Origin of the sequence: Nonomuraea sp. NPDC050394 (genome assembly GCF_044459065.1) — a bacterium.
Lineage (GTDB): Bacteria > Actinomycetota > Actinomycetes > Streptosporangiales > Streptosporangiaceae > Nonomuraea.
Window position 1 is genome coordinate 437,746 of sequence record NZ_JBITIO010000002.1, and the last position, 16,351, is coordinate 454,096.

The 16,351-nt window shown below is 72.0% G+C and carries 16 protein-coding genes; 11 read left to right on the forward strand and 5 right to left on the reverse strand.

Going from position 1 to position 16,351, the window contains the following annotated elements; genetic code table 11:
• Positions 1–6: 6 nt before the first annotated feature.
• Both ACIBKY_RS10195 and ACIBKY_RS10200 read left to right on the forward strand, forming a co-directional pair.
• Positions 7–729, forward strand: a complete 723-nt coding sequence (locus ACIBKY_RS10195; RefSeq protein ID WP_397096067.1) for a carbon-nitrogen hydrolase family protein — start codon at positions 7–9, stop codon at positions 727–729.
• A 63-nt stretch (positions 730–792) separates the two neighbouring features.
• Entirely contained in the window at positions 793–2,760 is a 1,968-nt protein-coding gene (locus tag ACIBKY_RS10200; RefSeq protein ID WP_397096069.1) for a family 20 glycosylhydrolase, read from the forward strand.
• A 543-nt stretch (positions 2,761–3,303) separates the two neighbouring features.
• Here ACIBKY_RS10200 and ACIBKY_RS10205 read toward each other — a convergent pair.
• Entirely contained in the window at positions 3,304–3,984 is a 681-nt protein-coding gene (locus ACIBKY_RS10205; RefSeq protein WP_397096070.1) for a cache domain-containing protein, read from the reverse strand.
• Entirely contained in the window at positions 3,965–4,732 is a 768-nt protein-coding gene (locus ACIBKY_RS10210; RefSeq protein WP_312896444.1) for an FCD domain-containing protein, read from the reverse strand. The genes ACIBKY_RS10205 and ACIBKY_RS10210 overlap by 20 nt, the downstream gene beginning before the upstream one ends.
• A 75-nt stretch (positions 4,733–4,807) precedes the next feature.
• Between ACIBKY_RS10210 and ACIBKY_RS10215 the strand changes: the two genes are divergently transcribed.
• From ACIBKY_RS10215 to ACIBKY_RS10235, 5 genes are all read left to right on the forward strand, one after another.
• Positions 4,808–5,992 (forward strand): (Fe-S)-binding protein, encoded by a 1,185-nt coding sequence (locus ACIBKY_RS10215; RefSeq protein WP_397096072.1) that lies wholly within the window; start codon positions 4,808–4,810, stop codon positions 5,990–5,992.
• An 82-nt stretch (positions 5,993–6,074) separates the two neighbouring features.
• Positions 6,075–7,577 (forward strand): FAD-binding oxidoreductase, encoded by a 1,503-nt coding sequence (locus ACIBKY_RS10220; RefSeq protein ID WP_397096073.1) that lies wholly within the window; start codon positions 6,075–6,077, stop codon positions 7,575–7,577.
• Entirely contained in the window at positions 7,574–7,828 is a 255-nt protein-coding gene (locus ACIBKY_RS10225; RefSeq protein ID WP_379616762.1) for a hypothetical protein, read from the forward strand. The genes ACIBKY_RS10220 and ACIBKY_RS10225 overlap by 4 nt, the downstream gene beginning before the upstream one ends.
• Positions 7,812–9,275 (forward strand): APC family permease, encoded by a 1,464-nt coding sequence (locus ACIBKY_RS10230; RefSeq protein WP_397096074.1) that lies wholly within the window; start codon positions 7,812–7,814, stop codon positions 9,273–9,275. The genes ACIBKY_RS10225 and ACIBKY_RS10230 overlap by 17 nt, the downstream gene beginning before the upstream one ends.
• On the forward strand, positions 9,272–10,324 hold the full coding sequence (locus tag ACIBKY_RS10235) for an LLM class flavin-dependent oxidoreductase (RefSeq protein WP_397096076.1): 1,053 nt from the start codon (positions 9,272–9,274) through the stop codon (positions 10,322–10,324). The genes ACIBKY_RS10230 and ACIBKY_RS10235 overlap by 4 nt, the downstream gene beginning before the upstream one ends.
• Positions 10,325–10,371: 47 nt before the next feature.
• Here the strand turns inward: ACIBKY_RS10235 and ACIBKY_RS10240 are convergent, their stop codons facing one another.
• Positions 10,372–10,959 carry a TetR/AcrR family transcriptional regulator gene (locus ACIBKY_RS10240; protein WP_397096077.1) on the reverse strand — a complete coding sequence of 196 codons (588 nt, stop codon included), beginning with the start codon at positions 10,957–10,959 and terminating at the stop codon, positions 10,372–10,374.
• 71 nt (positions 10,960–11,030) lie between these two features.
• Between ACIBKY_RS10240 and ACIBKY_RS10245 the strand changes: the two genes are divergently transcribed.
• Positions 11,031–11,903, forward strand: a complete 873-nt coding sequence (locus tag ACIBKY_RS10245) for an NAD(P)H-binding protein (protein ID WP_397096079.1) — start codon at positions 11,031–11,033, stop codon at positions 11,901–11,903.
• Here ACIBKY_RS10245 and ACIBKY_RS10250 read toward each other — a convergent pair.
• Positions 11,872–12,393 carry a GNAT family N-acetyltransferase gene (locus tag ACIBKY_RS10250; RefSeq protein WP_397096080.1) on the reverse strand — a complete coding sequence of 174 codons (522 nt, stop codon included), beginning with the start codon at positions 12,391–12,393 and terminating at the stop codon, positions 11,872–11,874. The two genes, ACIBKY_RS10245 and ACIBKY_RS10250, sit on opposite strands and share 32 nt — an antisense overlap.
• Before the next feature lie 45 nt (positions 12,394–12,438).
• Between ACIBKY_RS10250 and fxlM the strand changes: the two genes are divergently transcribed.
• Positions 12,439–13,608, forward strand: coding sequence for a methyltransferase, FxLD system (gene fxlM, locus ACIBKY_RS10255; protein WP_397096082.1), 1,170 nt, complete (start codon positions 12,439–12,441; stop codon positions 13,606–13,608).
• Positions 13,609–13,713: 105 nt separating this feature from the next.
• Positions 13,714–14,001, forward strand: coding sequence for an iron-sulfur cluster biosynthesis family protein (locus tag ACIBKY_RS10260; RefSeq protein ID WP_184963581.1), 288 nt, complete (start codon positions 13,714–13,716; stop codon positions 13,999–14,001).
• Positions 14,002–14,037: 36 nt separating this feature from the next.
• On the opposite strand, the gene ACIBKY_RS10265 is transcribed toward ACIBKY_RS10260, so the two are convergent.
• A complete protein-coding gene (locus ACIBKY_RS10265; RefSeq protein ID WP_397096083.1) occupies positions 14,038–15,015 on the reverse strand; it encodes an acetylxylan esterase in 978 nt (325 codons plus the stop codon).
• Positions 15,016–15,124: 109 nt separating this feature from the next.
• Between ACIBKY_RS10265 and ACIBKY_RS10270 the strand changes: the two genes are divergently transcribed.
• Complete coding sequence (locus tag ACIBKY_RS10270) at positions 15,125–16,342, forward strand: alpha/beta fold hydrolase (RefSeq protein ID WP_397096085.1); 1,218 nt, start codon at positions 15,125–15,127, stop codon at positions 16,340–16,342.
• The last annotated feature ends 9 nt before the right edge of the window (positions 16,343–16,351 follow it).

A 16,351-nucleotide genomic window follows, 5' to 3' on the forward strand; every position in this document is an offset into this window, starting at 1 on the left:
GACGGAATGAGGGTCTTAACGATCGCACCGGCCGCCTGGTCGCCCGACGGGCACGACAACTTCGACGCCGCGGGCGAACTGCTGGAGGAGAGCGATCTGGTGGTGCTGCCGGAACTGGCCGGGTCGCGGCTGCCGAGGGCGGAGTATCTGGAGCGGGTTCGCGCTCTGGCGCGGCGGGCGGGGGCGTACGTGGTGGGCGGGTCGCACTACGACGCCGTCGAGGGCGGGAGCGTCAACCGGGGCGTGGTGGCCGATCCGGCCGGCCGGATCGTGGCCGAGTACGAGAAGGCGCATCCCTATGGGGTCGAGCATCGTGCGGGGGTGCTGCCGGGGCGGCCGTCGCAGACGTTCGAGCTGGCGGGGCGGCGGGTGCGGGTGCTGGTGTGCGCGGACCTGTGGTACTCGGCCCGGCTGGCAGCGCCGGTGGACGCGGTGCTGGTGCAGGCCTTCTCGGTAACGCGGTGGGACTCGCCGGATCCCTCGCGGGCGCTGTGGCAGCACATGAGCGTGGCCAGGGCGTATGAGTTCATGACATACGTGGCGGTGAGCGACTGGCAGCACGGCGCCAGCTACCACGGGGCGCCGTGCGCGGGGGTGACCGGGTTCGCCGATCCGTATCCGGCGCGGCCGGCGGAGTACTACGTCCGGGGGGCCGGTGTGCGGGTCCTGGACTTCGAGCGTCTGGACGCGCTGCGGGCCGACCGGGCGGGGCGCGGGTTCGTGGCTTGACCGGACGACTCGGGGAAGTAAAGCTTACTAACCATTAACCGGGAGCATCCGCGGAGGACCGTCATGGGCCGTTCCAGGATCGGCACGCTCGCCACTCGCACGCTGCTGGCGGGGATTCTGCTGGCCGCGCTGGGGACGTTGCCGACCGGGGCCGCCGGCGCGGGCGGCCTGATCGCCTCGGCGAGCGCGGCCCGGGCGCTCGGGGACGTGATCCCTGCGCCGGTGTCGGTCCAGGCGGCGGCCACGCCGTACACGCTGGCCGCGGACGCGACGATCGCCAGCGACGACGCGGGCGTGGGCACCTACCTCGCGGGGCTGCTGCGGCCGTCCACGGGGTACGCGCTGCCGCTGCGCACCGGCGGCCAGGGCAGCGTGTCGCTGCTGCTGTCCGGCGCCGACCCGGGCCTCGGCGACCAGGGCTACCAGCTCGACGTCGCCACGAGCGGCGTCACGATCCGGGCCCGGACGGCGACGGGACTGTTCAACGGCGTGCAGACGCTCCGGCAGCTCCTGCCGCCCCAGGTGGAGAGCACGAGCGTGCGGCCGGGGCCGTGGACGGTGCCGGGCGGGCGCATCGTGGACCATCCCCGCTTCGCCTACCGGGGCACCATGCTCGACGTCGCCCGGCACTTCCACCCGGTCGCCACCGTCAAGCGGCACATCGACAGGATCGCGCTCTACAAGATCAACTATCTGCACCTGCACCTGTCCGACGACCAGGGCTGGCGCATCGTCGTCGACTCCTGGCCGCGCCTGGCGACGTACGGCGGCAGCACCCAGGTGGGCGGCGGGCCCGGCGGCTACTACACCAAGGCCCAGTACCGGGAGATCGTCGCCTACGCCGCCCAGCGGCACATCACGGTCGTGCCGGAGATCGACGTCCCCGGCCACACCAACGCCGCGCTGGCCTCCTACGCCGAGCTCAACTGCGACGGCGTCGCCCCGCCGCTGTACACCGGGACGGGCGTGGGCTTCAGCTCGCTGTGCGCCACGAAGGAGGTCACCTACACCTTCGTGGCCGACCTCGTCAGGGAGCTGGCCGAGATGACGCCGGGGCCGTACCTGCACATCGGGGGCGACGAGGCGGACGCGACGCCGGACGCGCAGTACGCGACGTTCATGAACCGGGTGCAGCCGATGGTGGCCGGGCGCGGCAAGGCGGTCGTGGGCTGGCACCAGATCGGCGCTCAGGCCGTGCGGCACTCGCCCGGCCGGGTGGCCCAGTACTGGGGGACGACGACGTCGGACTCCCTGATCACCAGCGCCGTGGCCAAGGGCGCCAAGGTGATCATGTCTCCGGCCAACAAGGCGTACCTGGACATGAAGTACACCGCCTCGACGCCGCTCGGGCAGGACTGGGCGGCGCTCATCGAGGTGAAGACCGCCTATGAGTGGAACCCCGGCAGCCACCTCAGCGGCGTGCCCGCCTCCGCCGTGCTCGGCGTCGAGGCGCCGCTGTGGACCGAGACGCTGGTCACCGAGGAGCACCTCGAGTACATGGCCTTCCCGCGCCTGCCCGCCATCGCCGAGCTGGGCTGGTCGCCCTGGTCGACGCACGACTGGACCGCCTTCCGCACCCGCCTGGGCGCGCAGGCGCCGCGCTGGGCGGTCCTGGACATCGGCTTCTACCGCTCGCCGCAGGTCTCGTGGGCGACGACCCCGCCGCAGGGCCGCCACGAGGCGGAGAACGCGGTGATCTCGCGCGGCGCGGTCGAGTCCAACCACGCCGGATACTCGGGCACGGGGTTCGTCAACTACGACAACGTCACGGGTGGCTACGTCGAGTTCACCGTCACCGCCGCCACGACGGGCCCGGCCACCGTCCGCCTGCGCTACGCCAACGGCACCACCGCCAACCGCCGCATGAACGTGGCCGGCACGGTGCACGACTTCCCCGGCACCGGCGCGTGGACCACCTGGCAGACGAAGACGCTCACGCTGCCCCTGAACGCGGGTTCCAACGTCATCCGGGCCACCGCCACCACGTCCGGCGGCGGCCCCAACCTCGACTACCTGGAAGTGGCGCCCTAGCCGCCGGTCCTGAGGCGGTCATGCGCCGCGGCGGATGCGGGTCCTCTTCCCGGAACCCGGTGGCGGAATTGTGGAGATATGCCGCGTTTAACTGCTTATCAAGGATATTGACGGCATTCACGGCGCCCATAAGAAAGTCGCTTTATTGGGGTGGATTAATCCTCACCCGAGAGGCATTCAAACCTGCCTAGATGGCATTACCATCTCCCTTGAGAGCGCTTGGCGGGTATTTGCACGCCTGTCACAGGCTCTTATCCCGAAAGGAGGTGGAAAATGGGACGTCACGGTCGCCCGTCGAGATTTAAGGACATTCTCGCCATCGGCCGGATCACCTGGTCTACTGCCCGAGCGGTTGTCTGGATCGTCTGGGTGATCAATTCCCTCTAGCGGTGGTCGGGCCTCCTGTCGGCCGAGCGGTGCACACGTCTGCAGGCAGGAGGCCCTTCCAACGGCAATGGTACGCAGCGGCGGTAAAACACGAAAACCGCTAACGTCTCTTTTTTATGTACTGGAGCGATAATCTCCCTCCGGGTGTAATCTTTGCTACCCCGCGTGCGTGGTCGTCTCCAGGGACATCAGCCGCCAGGGCAGGCTGGGCAGCGGGTCGCCGCCGGTCACCGGCAGCAGCGAGCCGGACGGGCGGCGCGGGGAGTTGGCGGCCACGACGCGGCCCTCCGCGTTGACCAGGGCCACCTCGGCCGAGCAGGCGCTCAGGACGCCGAGCAGGAGTTCCTCGAAGCGGGCCGCGCGCACGTCGGCGCCGACCACGCCGAGGAAGCGGCGCTCGACCTCGACGGGCGTGGTGAGCGTGAGCATGTAGGTGTCGGTGCCGCCGTAGTCGACGTACGGGCCGACGACGTGGCGGGTGCGGGTGCGCTCGGGCACCGCGAACCACTCGGCGGCGGTGTAGTCGTAGAAGTCGAGGCTGTCGGGGTTGAGGTCGACGTCGAGGAAGGTCGGGTCGGGCGCCTGCCACCACTCCAGCCAGCGCGGCCGGTCGGCCAGCACGCCGGGGGCCAGGATGAGCCCGGCGCCGGCCAGCACGTCCGGCGAACGGCGCAGGCAGCCGAAGATCTGCGGCCGGATCGCCACCAGGTCGGAGGTGGACAGCTCCGGCCGGTAGCAGGCGACGGCGGCCGTCCTGATCTCCTCCAGGGAGCTGAAGATGTCTTCGATGATCGTGTGAACCCGGTCGGCCACCCGGTCAACGCGTGGATCCTCCATCGTCACCTCCCGCTGTCGCGACGAGCCGCCAATGGAACTCCATCAGACGCTGGACGCCCTTGTCGATGTGCGCTTCGGTGAGGCGTCTGGCGCTCTCGGCGTCGCGGGCGGCGACGGCGTCGATGACCGCGGTGTGGCTGTGCACGACCTCGGCGGGGTCGACGGCCTCGCCGTACGGGAGCCAGAGCAGTTCGCCCGCCTCGGCCTGGATGTCGATCTCGGCGCGGGTGAGCCGGACGGACTGGGCGGCGGCGGCGAGTTCGATGTGGAAGCGGCCGTCGGCGCGGCGGCGCTCGCCCATCGTGGTGGCCTTCTCCAGCTTGGCGACGACCTGGCGCAGGCGCTGGACGTTCTCCCCCGAGGCGCGCAGCGCGGCCAGGCGGGCGGCGGTTCCGGCGATGGCGGCGCGGTAGTCGCCGATCTCGCGCAGCTCGGAACTGCTCAGCTCGCGCAGGCGCTGGCGCAGGCGGGCGGCGGACGGGTCGGCGGGGCCGCGGACGAACGTGCCGCCGCCCCTTCCCCGCCGTGTCTCGACCAGACCGCGCTCGCGCAGGGCGGCCAGGGCCGCGCGCAGGGTGACGGTGGAGACGTTGAGCGCTCCGGCCAGCTCCAGCTCCGACGGGAGCTGGTCGCCGTCGGCGACGAGGCCGAGGGCGATGGCCTCGGCCAGGCGGCGCACGACGACCTCCACGCGGCCCGAGCCGTCGTCGAGCGGGGCGAAGACAGCCGACACCGGCAGCTGGGTCACGGGGACCAGCATATTGCCTTTTGAAATATGAACTCATAGTTTTAAGCGCAACCCCGCATCGTTGGGAGGCCCCCCGTGCCCGACGCCGACAAGAAATTCGCCGAGGAGTGGCGCGACGCCGCCTACAACTGCTTCTCCTCCGGCCACAAGTTCTGCCGCGAGGTCTGCCCGGTCATGCAGGTCACGCGGAACGAGTCCTGGAGCCCCACCGCCTTCCACGCCAACGTGGTCGCGATGGAGAAGGGCGAGCTGGAGATCTCCGACGTGGCGGCGGACTACGTCAACTGCACCGGCTGCGGAGCCTGCGAGCTGCGCTGCCCCAACTCCCTGTTCACCGGCGACTTCTACCGCTTCCGCACCCGGACCGTCGACCTGGTCAAGGCGGCGCGAACGCTGGCCGTCTCACAGGACGTCCACCAGGACGCCTGGCGGCGCTGGAACGCCGAGACCGACGAGCGCTCCCACGAGCCCGTCACCGAGGCCGCCGGGCAGGAGCGCGTGCGCGACTGGGCCGAGGGCCTGGAACTGGCCATCGGCGGGGAGACGATCCTGTTCGTCGACTGCGAGGCCGCCTTCCACCGTACGAGCGTGCCGCGCGCCGTGGCCCGCATGCTCAACCTGGCCGGATACAAGTTCGGCCTGATGAACGAGCAGTGGTGCTGCGGCGGACCGGCCGCCGAGATGGGCTACGAGCAGCAGGCCAGGCGCTTCGCCCGGCACAACCTCGACGACTGGCGGGCCTCCGGCGTGCGGCGGGTGCTCGTCCTCGACCCGCACGACTACATCACCTTCACCGAGGACTATCCCCGGTACTTCGGCGACGGCTACGACATCGAGATCGTGCTGGTCGTGGAGCTGCTCGCGGAGCTGGTGCGCGAGGGACGGCTCACGCCGCACGTCCCCGTCGAACGCAGCGTCACCTACCACGACCCCTGCCGCCTCAACAAGCGCAAGGGCGTCTGGCGGGAGCCGCGCGAGCTGCTGCGCGCGATCCCCGGGCTGACCTTCACCGACGTGGACCGGGTCACCCAGTGGTCGTACTGCTCGGGCGCGGGCGGCGGGCTGCCGATCGAGAAGCCGGAACTGACCGCGCGCATCAGCGCGAGCCGCATCGACAAGGCCGCCGAGCTGGGGGTGGACACGCTGGTGAGCGCCTGCCCGTGGTCGGAGCGGCCGCTGTCGGAGGCGGGCAGGGCCCGCTCGATCGACGTGGTGGACCTGTTCGAGCTGCTGGCGCTCTCCCTGGGGGTGGCGCCGTGATCGCCCTCCTTCCGGCCCGCGTGATCACCCTCCTTCCGGCCCGCGTGATCACCCTTCCTCCGGTACGGCGGGCGGTGGCGTCATGACCGTCACCGCGCTCAGCGACCCCGTGCTCGGCGAGCTGCGCCAGATCCTCGGCGACGGGCACGTGCTCACCGGCAAGGCCGACCGGCTGAACCGGGCCCGCGTGCCCGCGCCGTTCCCCGTGCACCGCTGGGCGGAGCGGCTGCCCGACCTGGTCGTCCTGCCCGGCAGCACCGAGGAGGTGGCCGAGGTGCTCAAGCTGGCCAACCGCCTGCGGATCCCGGTGGTGCCGCGCGACGGCGGCACCGGGCTGACGGACGGGGCGGTGCCACTGCGGGGCGGCATCCTCGTGGACGTGAAGCGGATCAACCACATCAAGGATCTTGATCTGGACAACCGCACCTGCACGGTCGGCACCGGCATCAACGCCCTCAAGCTCAACGAACGGCTGGCCGTACACGATCTGATCTATCCGGACGACCCGGCCTCCTACCCGTGCTCGCTGGTCGGCGGCCGGATCGGCACGAGCGGCTGGTCGCTCATCGGCTCCCGCTACGGGCATACGCGCGACCTGGTCCTGAGCTTCGACCACGTGCTGCCGAGCGGGCAGGTCATCCACGTAGGGGATGGCATAGGCCGGAAAATCACGAAATCGTCCAGCGGCTACCAGCTCAAACACCTTTTCATGGGCCATCAGGGCACACTCGGCATCGCCACCGAGGCCACGCTCAAGCTCTTCCCCAAGCCGGAGGCCGAGTTCTCCCCCTTCTGGGCCTTCGCGGACTACGCCGACGCCTACCGCTGCGTCGGCCTGCTGGCCCGCGCGGGGGTGGCCACCTTCGCCGGGGCGGTGCTGTTCGACGAGTGGAAGGTCGCCTACCTGCGCCGCGACGACGAGGCCTACATCCCGCAGCCGTCGTCGGTGAAGGCCCTGGTCTGCGCCGCCCTGTACGGCTACGCCGACGAGGTGGAGGCGGGCGGCAGGCGGCTCATGCGCATCGCCCGCGACGCCGGCGCCCGCTACCTGGGCGACGAGATCTCCCAGGGAGACTGGGCGGCCCGCCACGACCGCTACGCCACCCCGCTGCACGGCCGCACGAAGTCCGGCCAGGTGGCGCCGATGAGCTGGCACTGCGAGGACGCCTCGATCAACTACACCAACCTCCCCCCGGTCCGCCTGGCCTGGCACGAGATCGCCGACCGGCTGCGGCGCGAGAGCGACGTCTTCGACGACTGGGGCATGTTCGCCTACACCAACGGCGCGACCGGCGCCGACTACCTGACCGAGATCGACATCGGCATCTGGGAGCAGCGCCTGGACGACCGGGCGTGGGCGGCCTGGGTACGCGCCAAGCGGGACCTCGCGGCGGTGGCGCTGGCGCACGGCGGGTCGATCAGCGCCTGCCACGGCTCGTGCCGCGAGGGCGAGGTGGACCTGGTACCGCGGGAGCTCGGCGGCGGCTTCGAGGTGATGCTCCAGATCAAGCGGGCGCTGGACCCCAACAACATCATGAACCCGGGCAAGTACCTGCTCGACCAGGCATACGGAGCACCATCATGAAATATCGCCGGTCGGATGAGATGTCGCCACCGCCTGCCGTACCTGTGACCGAGGTGGCGATCACCCGGTTCGAGCACGTCTACGAGGTCGCGCCGGAGCTGATGACCGAGCACGTCCTCCAGCAGGAGTTCCCCAACTGGGACACCCTGCGGCTGGTCCACTCCCGGGCCGGCCACCTGGCCTGGATGCACCGCCACTTCGCGCACACGGTGGTCTCGGGCGAGGAGCTGCTCCATGAGCTCGACGGATGACCGGCGCCTGGCCGACCTCGGCTACACCTCGGAGTTCCGCAGGGAGATGAGCCTGTGGGCGAACTTCTCGCTCGGGTTCACCTATCTCTCCCCCGTCGTCGGGATCTACACGCTCTTCGCCACGTCGCTGGCGGCGGGCGGGCCGCCGATGATCTGGAGCCTGGTGCTCGTGGGCGCCGGTCAGTTCCTCGTGGCGCTGGTCTTCGGGGAGATCGTCTCGCAGTACCCGCTGACCGGCGGCATCTATCCGTGGGCACGGCGGCTGTGGGGGCGGCGGTGGGCGTGGATGACCGGGTGGGTCTACCTCGTGGCGCTCCTGGTCACGATCGCCAGCGTGGCCTACGGGGCGGGGCCGTACCTGTCGGCGTTCCTCGGCATCGGGGTGAGCACCTGGAACACGATCCTGGGCGCGGTGGTGATCATCGGGGTGGCACTGGCGATCAACCTGGCCGGGACGCGGGCGCTGGCGGTCGCGGCGATCGTGGGATTCGCGGCGGAGCTGGCCGGGGCGCTGGCCGTGGGCGGCTGGCTGTTGCTGACGCAGCGCCATCACGGGCTGGGGGTGCTGTTCGACACATTCGGGGCGGGCAGCGGGTCCGGATACTTCACCGCCTTCCTGGCAGCCGGGCTGATCGGGATCTTCCAGTACTACGGATTCGAGGCCTGCGGCGACGTCGCGGAGGAGGTGCCCGACCCCACCCGGCGCATCCCCAAGGCCATGCGCATGACCATCTACGTCGGCGGCGCCGCGGCGACCTTCGTCTGCCTGGCGCTGTTGCTGGCCGTGCCGGACTTCGCCGCGGTGATCGGCGGCACGGACGGCGACCCGGTGACCGGCGTGCTCACCGCCGCGTTCGGCGAGGGCGGGCTGCGGGTGGTGCTCGGCGTGGTGCTGCTGTCGTTCCTGTCGTGCGCGCTCAGCCTGCAGGCCGCCGCCGGCCGCCTGCTGTACTCCTACGCGCGCGACGACATGATCGCCGGCAGCCGGATCTTCAAGCGCTTCTCCCCCGTGCGCCACATCCCGCCCTACGCGCTGCTGGTGGCGGCCGTCGTGCCCGCGCTCGTGGTGCTCGGCTCCGTCATCTCCGCGGACGCGCTGGTGAAGATCATCTCGTTCGCGGTCCTCGGCATCTACCTGGGCTTCCAGATGGTCGTCCTCGCCGCGTTGCGGGCGCGCCTGCGCGGCTGGCGTCCGTCCGGGCCCTTCACGCTGGGCGCCGCCGGGCTCGCGGTCAACATCGCGGCCCTGGTGTACGGCGTGCTGGCCATCGTCAACATGGTCTGGCCGCGCACGCCCGGCGCGCCCTGGTACGACGACTACCTCGTGCTGCTGTCCGGCGTGGCGGTCGTCGCCGCCGGGCTGGTCTATCTGGTGGCCGCCCGGCCGTACGAGCACGGCGCCGCCCCCGCCGGCGACGCCATCCCCCAGAAGGCAGGTTCCCCATGAAGTTCAGCTACGTGATGCTCCCCGACTACCCGCTGACCGACTCCCTGCGTTCGATCAAGCTCGCCGACGAGCTGGGCTTCCACGCCTGCTACGCGGCCGACGAGACCTGGCACAAGGACCTGTGGCTGCTGTTCGCCGCCGCCTCGCGGCAGACCTCGCGCATCCGGTTCGGCCCGAGCGTCTCCTCGGTCGTCCTGCGCGAGCCGTCCCTCATCGCCCAGGCCGCCGCCACGCTCGACGAGCTCAGCGACGGGCGCGCCGAAGTGGTGCTGAGCTGCGGCAACTTCGGGCTCCTCGCCCAGTACGGCATCGACTGGACCGTCTCCAAGCCCCTGTCGCGGGTCAAGGAGGCGGCCCATGTGGTCCGCACCCTGCTCGACACCGGCGCCATCACCCACCAGGGCGAGTTCTTCACCTACGATGGCCTGTTCACCTTCGCCCGGCCCGTGCAGGAGCGGGTGCCGGTCAAGTTCGGCGCCATGCGCGGCCCGCGCTCCTTCCAGGCGGCGGGCGAACTGTCCGACGGCGTCCACCACGCCCTCAGCTACACCCGCGAGGCCTACGACTACCTGGTCGAGCACTTCGGCGCCGGTGCCGCGAAGGCGGGCAAGGACCCGTCCACGCTGGACATCGGCGCCTGGGTCGTCTTCGCCACCGGCCCGGACTCGGCCGTCGCCAAGGAGGCCGCCCGCAGCATGGTCGGCCTGTACGCCTCGTCGATGCCGGCCGAGCAACTGGAGCGCAACGGCGTCAACCCCAACGCGATGAAGCCCGTGGTGGAGGCGCTCGGCGCCGGGGACCTGGCCCGCGCCATCGAGCTCACCACCCCGGAGATCGGCGAGCGCCTGTCCATCGCCGGCACGCCCGAGGAGTGCGTGGCCAAGATCAAGCGGGAGATCGAGCCGGCCGGGGTCAACCACATGATCCTCGCGGTGACCGACGCGACGCTGGTCAAGCAGTTCATGGGCCGTGACCTGCCGGACGTGGCGGACGTGGACACCCAGCTCCGGCTGATCCACGACCGGATCATGCCCGCCTTCGAGAGCTGAGGCGGCGCCCCGCCGTACCGTGGAGGGCAGGGTACGGCGGGGCCTGGCTACAAGGAGTCCAGCCAGGTCAGCAGGCGCGCGCCCTCGCGGTCCATGACGCCGGGTTCGCGCAGCGCGTTGGCCAGGAGCGACATGCCCTGGTAGCCGCCGACCAGGGTGAGGGCCAGGCCGTCAGGCTCGGGCAGGCCGAGCTCGCGGAACTGGCGCTCGGCCCAGCCGAGCAGCAGCCGGATCACCCGGCCAGCCTCGGCGTCGAGCCCGCCGTCGGCGCGCTTGTCGAGTTCGGCGGCGAGGGTGCCGGTGGGGCAGCCGTAGCGCGCGGCCACCTCGCGCTGGCTCACCCACGCCTCGACCAGCCCTTTGAGCCGGGCCCGGGGATCGGGCAGCTCGTCCAGGCGGGCGGTGAGCGTGCCCAGCCGCCGCTCGTGCTCCGACAGGGCGGCGGCGACGAGCTCGTCCTTGGTCTTGAAGTAGTAGTACACGTTGCCCACGGGGACGTCGGCGGCGCGGGCGATGTCGGCGATCGTGGTCCGCTCGGCGCCCTGCCGGTGCACGACCTCGGCGGCGGCGCTCATGAGCCGCTGCCGCTTGGCGCCGGCCGCCCGCACTCGCGCGGAACCCTTCGAGTCAGTCACCTGACTCACTATAGCGGCGAGCCTGTGCTACGGTTCTTTTCAGTCAGCCAGCTAACTAACTGGAGAACCTCATGTTCGTTGTCACGGGAGCCACCGGGAACGTCGGCCGCGCGCTGGTGCGCACGCTGCACGAGGCGGGTGCGCAGGTCACCGCCGTCGCCCGCCGGATCACCGCCGCCGACGCGCCCCAGGGTGTCCGCACGGTCGCCGCCGACCTGACCGACCCGGCCACGCTCGGCCCGGCGCTGCGGGGCGCGCGGGCGGCGTTCCTCCTGGTGCCGCCGGGGCTGGCTCCGGAGACCGACGCCGCGGTGATCGCGGCGGTCAAGGCGGCGGGCGTGGGCCGGATCGTGGTCCTGACCTCGCAGTCGGCCGCCACCCGGCCCGAGTCGCCCGGTCACGGGCTGCGGATGCGGCACTTCGAGGACCAGGCCATGGCCAGTGGCCTCGGCTGGACGGTGATCAGGCCCGGCGGCTTCGCCTCCAACGCCTACGCCTGGGCCGAGCCGGTGCGCGCGCGGCGGGAGGTCTTCGCGCCGTTCGCCGACGTGCCGCTGCCGGTCGTCCATCCGGACGACATCGCCGAGGTGGGGGCCGCCGCGCTGCGGAACCCGGCCCACGACGGGCGGACGTACGTGCTGACCGGGCCGGAGCTGATCACGCCCCGTCAGATGGCCGCGGCCCTGGGCGACGCGCTGGGTGAGGACCTGGCCTTCACCGCGCTGACCCGCGACGAGGCCAGGGCCCGCATGCTCGCGTTCATGCCCGAGGCGGTGGCCGACGGCACGCTGGACATCCTCGGCGAGCCGACGGCCGAGGAGCAGAAGGTCAGCCCGGACGTGGAACGGGTACTCGGCCGGGCGCCGCGCTCCTTCGCCGCCTGGGCCCGGCAGAACGCCGCCGCGTTCGGGCTCAGCGCAGTTCGCCCTCCAGCAGCCCCATGACGATCTGGTCGTGCCACTTTCCGTCGCGCCGGAACGACTCGCGCCGGCGCCCCTCTTCGACGAAGCCCACCTTCTCGTAGACGCGCCGGGCGGCGGCGTTCTCGGCGACGACGGTCAGGCCGATCCGGTGCAGGCGCATCTTCTGGAAGCCGTAGCGGCAGATCACCCGCATCGCGTCGGTCGCGTAACCCTGCCCCCAGGTGTCCTTCTCGCCCAGGTAGATGTCCAGGGTGGCGTCGCCGGTCTCGGGTTCGGCGCCCCGCAGGGCGCAGATGCCGATCGTCCGCCCGTCCAGGTCGTCGATCATCAGGGTGAGGCTGTCGTAGGAGTCGGGCTTGCGCTCCTCCAGTTGCCGGGTCAGCGCGGCCAGCGAGGGCGGGTACGGGTCCTCCAGCCAGCGCATCACCTCGGGATCGGTGTGCCAGCGCAGCAGGAAGACGGCATCCGACGGTTCGATGGCGCGCATGCGCACGCGGTCTCCGGTAAGCACGTGCGCATTCCTAGCAGAAGGGCGGACAGGCGTGATAATCAAGCCATGAGGCAGGCGCGGGAGGCCATGGTCCGGCAGTTGCTGCGGCACGGCGGGATGAGCGAGCGGGTGGCCGGGGCCCTGCGCACGGTGCCACGGCATCTGTTCCTGCCGGAGGTGGACCCGCGCGAGGCCTACCGCGACGAGCCCATCGTCACCAAGCGCGACGAGGACGGCCTGCCGATCAGCTCCTCCTCCCAGCCCGCCATCATGGCCACGATGCTCGACCAGCTCGGCGTGGAGCCCGGCCACCGGGTGCTGGAGATCGGCGCCGGCACCGGTTACAACGCCGCCCTGCTGTGGTCGCTGGCCGCGCCCGGCGGCCAGGTGATCACCGTCGACATCGACGGCGATCTGGTACGGCGGGCCCGCGACCACCTGGCCGGGGCCGGATTCCCCGAGGTCCGCGTGGAGTGCGCGGACGGGGCGGCCGGTTTCCCCGGCGGCGCGCCGTACGACCGGATCATCGCGACCGTCGGCGTCTGGGACCTCGCGCCCGCGTGGGCGGCGCAGCTCAAGCCGGACGGACGCCTGGTCGCCCCGCTCGACCTGCGCGGGGTGCAGGTCTCGGCGGCGTTCGAGCGCGCGCCGGGCCACTGGAGCAGCGTCTCGGTGGTGCCGGCCGGGTTCATGCGGATGCGCGGCGCCGCGGCGGGACCGGAGCGGCTGTGGCAGGTGGCCGACGGGCTCACGTTGTTCCTGCCCCAGCCGCGCGAGGTGGGCGACGTGGCGCGCACCCTGGCGGAGGACCCCGTCGCCGAGGTGAGCACCGGCGTGCGCGCCGGGATGGGCGAGGTCAGCGTCGGGCTGAGCCTCTGGCTGGCGATCCACGACCCCCGCTGGTGCACGCTCTACGGCGGCTCCAAGCTGCTGCCGCCCGCGCCGGTCGCCCACGGGGGCGTCAAGATGACCTCGGGCCTGGCCGATTCCGGCGGGCTGGCGGTGCTCACCGACGAGCTGGCCGCGCTCGGCTTCGGGCCACGCGGGCCCGAGCTCGCCGGCGGCCTGGCCGCGCACGTCGCCGCCTGGCAGGAGGCGGGCCGCCCCGCCGTGGACGGCCTGCGGATCGAGGCGTGGGACCTGCCTTCGCCCTCCGCGCCGCCCGCCGGCCGCCTGGTGATCGACAAGCGGGACACCCGGCTCCTGATCTCCTATGGGGCCGCTGAGCGGCCGTGATCCCGGATGTCACCACCGGCAAAGAAATTTCGTCAGGATGATTGGGGCGCGCGATAACGGGAAGGGCAGGCAACTCATGCACGCCGAGAACGAGGAGGAGCCGTCGTGCTCACCCTGACACCTACCGCAGCCCAGGCCATCCGGGATCTCACCGCGACCACGCCGGAGCCGGCGCAGAGCGGCGTCCGCATCTCGTCGAAGGGCGAGAGCGCGGGATCGCTGACCCTGACGCTGGCCTCGGCGCCCGAGCCGCTGGACGAGGTGGTCGAGACCGAGGGCGCCCGCGTCTACCTCGACCCGGTGGCCGCGAGCGTCCTGGAGGACAAGTCCCTGGACGCGGGCGCCGACGACCAGGGCGGCGTCTCCTTCGTCGTGATGGAGAAGCCCGCCTGATCCGCGGGCGGGGCCCCGCCGGGGCTCCGCCCGTCCTCAGGACGTGAAGAGCTTGAACAGGTAGCGCACCTGCTCCTCGCGCTGGAACCCGCCGCCGCCCTCGTGCTGGTTCCAGGGCCAGACGGTGATCTCCTTGGGGCCCTGCCAGTGGTTGTAGGCGGCGAAGACGGTGGACGGCGGGCAGACGTCGTCCATGAGCGCCACCGAGTACAGGGCCGGGGCGTTCCCACGCGCGGCGAAGTTGAGCCCGTCGAAGTAGGAGAGCGTGCGGAAGACCTGGTCGGCGTTGCCGCGCAGGCTGGCCAGATAACGGACGATCTCCTGGTACGGGTCGCGGCCGGTGATCTCCAGGGCGCGCCGGAAGTGGGTCAGGAACGGCACGTCGATCAGGGCCCCGGCCACGTCGTCGCGCAGCCCGGTGACCGCCTGCGCGATGCCGCCGCCCTGGCTGCCGCCGGAGGCCACGACGCGGGCGCCGTCCACGAGGGGGTGGGCGAGGGCCACGTCGACGGCGCGGACGGCGTCGGTGAAGACGCGCCGGTAGTAATAGTCGTCCGGGTCGAGGATGCCGCGGGTCATCATGCCGGGCGCCTGCGCGGAGGCGCCGCCACGCGGGTCGGGTGTGGCCCCGGGGCTGCCCACGCTGGCGCCGCCCTGGCCGCGCGTCTCCACGACGAACACCGCGTAGCCCGCGTTCGGCCACAGGAGATGGTCGTGGGGGAAGCCGCGCCCGCCGCTGTAGCCGATGTAGTGCATGACGCACGGCAGCGGCCCCCCGGCGCCGCGCGGCACGATGAACCAGCCGTTGATCCGGTCCCCGCCCCAGCCGGAGAACTGGACGTCGAACACCTCCACCCCCGCGAGCGGGAGGTCATAGGGCGTGTAGACGGGATCGGCGGGGAAGGCACGGGCCTCTTCCAGGGTCCGGGTCCAGAAGGCGGCGAAGTCGGCGGGCTCGTCGCGTTCGGGGCGGTAGTCGCGCAGGCGTTCCAGCGACAGGTCGAACAACGGCATGGGGGGATCACCAAACCTCTCGTAGAGTTCCCCGATATTTCACCGCATTCACCCCGGAAACCGCTATCCCACCCACCACAGAGGCCGCGAGTCGGTAGTTTCGGCCGGTGTGAGGCGCTTCCTACGCGTGGCGGGACGGCTGGTCTGCGGGCTGGCCGTGCTCCTGCTGTCACCGGTCCTCGGCCTGGCCACGCTGGCCGGGATGGCGACGGTGATGGCCGGGCCGGAGGTGTTCAGCGTCGCGGGCCTGGCCGTCTTCGCCTCGGTGTTCTACCTCGGGCTGCTGCTGTGCGTGCCGCGGCCGGCGGCCAGATGGGCGCGCTGGGCGCGGGCGGTGGCGCTGCTCGCGGTGGAGGCGGTGGTCGTCTGGCACGTCTGCGCGCAGGTGCTGACCGAGCCGCCGGGCACGCCGCCGCCCGCCGCCCGGCTGGAGGGCCAGCGGGAGTGGGAGCTGCCGACCGGCTCGCGGCTGGCGTACGTGCGGGTCGCGGCCGGCAAGGCGGGCGCGGCGCCGGTGGTCGTGCTGCAGGGACGCGGTGACCTGGCGGGGGACGCAGCGTTCTTCGGGCAGCTGGCGGGTGGCGGTCGCGAGGTCTACGTCTACGACGCGCTCGGCACCGGGCGCTCGGAGCGGCTGCGCGACCCTCGCGGGTACGGCCTGCCGCGCGACGTCTCCGACCTGGAGGCGATCCGCGAGGAGCTGGGCGCCGAGCGCCTCGTGCTGGTGGGCCACGGCGAGGGCGCCCGGCTGGCCGCGGCCTACCTGGGCGCCTTCCCCGCCCGGGTGGAGCGCGTGGTCTTCTCCTCCCCCGCCCCGCTGCGTCCCCCTCCGACCGTGCTGGGCTTCCCCGCCCCCGGCGAGTCGCTGCGGATGCCGGACGTCGACGCCCGCATGCTGGTCACCCACGCGCTGCTGCGCGTGGAGCCCAGGGCCGCGCTCTCCTTCGCGGGCGACGGCGAGCTGGACGCCCGCCTGGACCGCGCCCGCGCGCAGGCCGCGGCCTCCCATCACTGCCCCGGGGCCAAGCCGGCGACGCGGCCGCGCGGGTCGGGCGGGTACGCGAGCCTGGCGCCGCGCGACGTCGAGCCGCCTGGCGCGAGCGGCGTGCCGGTGCTGGTGGTCAAGGGGTCGTGCGACTTCCAGCCGTGGTCGTCGATCCGGGACTATCCGCCGGGCGGGCTGGTCTACGTCGAGGGCGCCGGGCACGCGGTCTACGCCGATCGGCCGGGGCCGTACCTGAAGGCGCTGCGTTCGTTCCTGGCCGGGCGGCGGACGGGTACGCCCGCCGGTGACCGGCCGCCGCCCGGCTACCTCGGCCCGGCTTGAACTCAACCG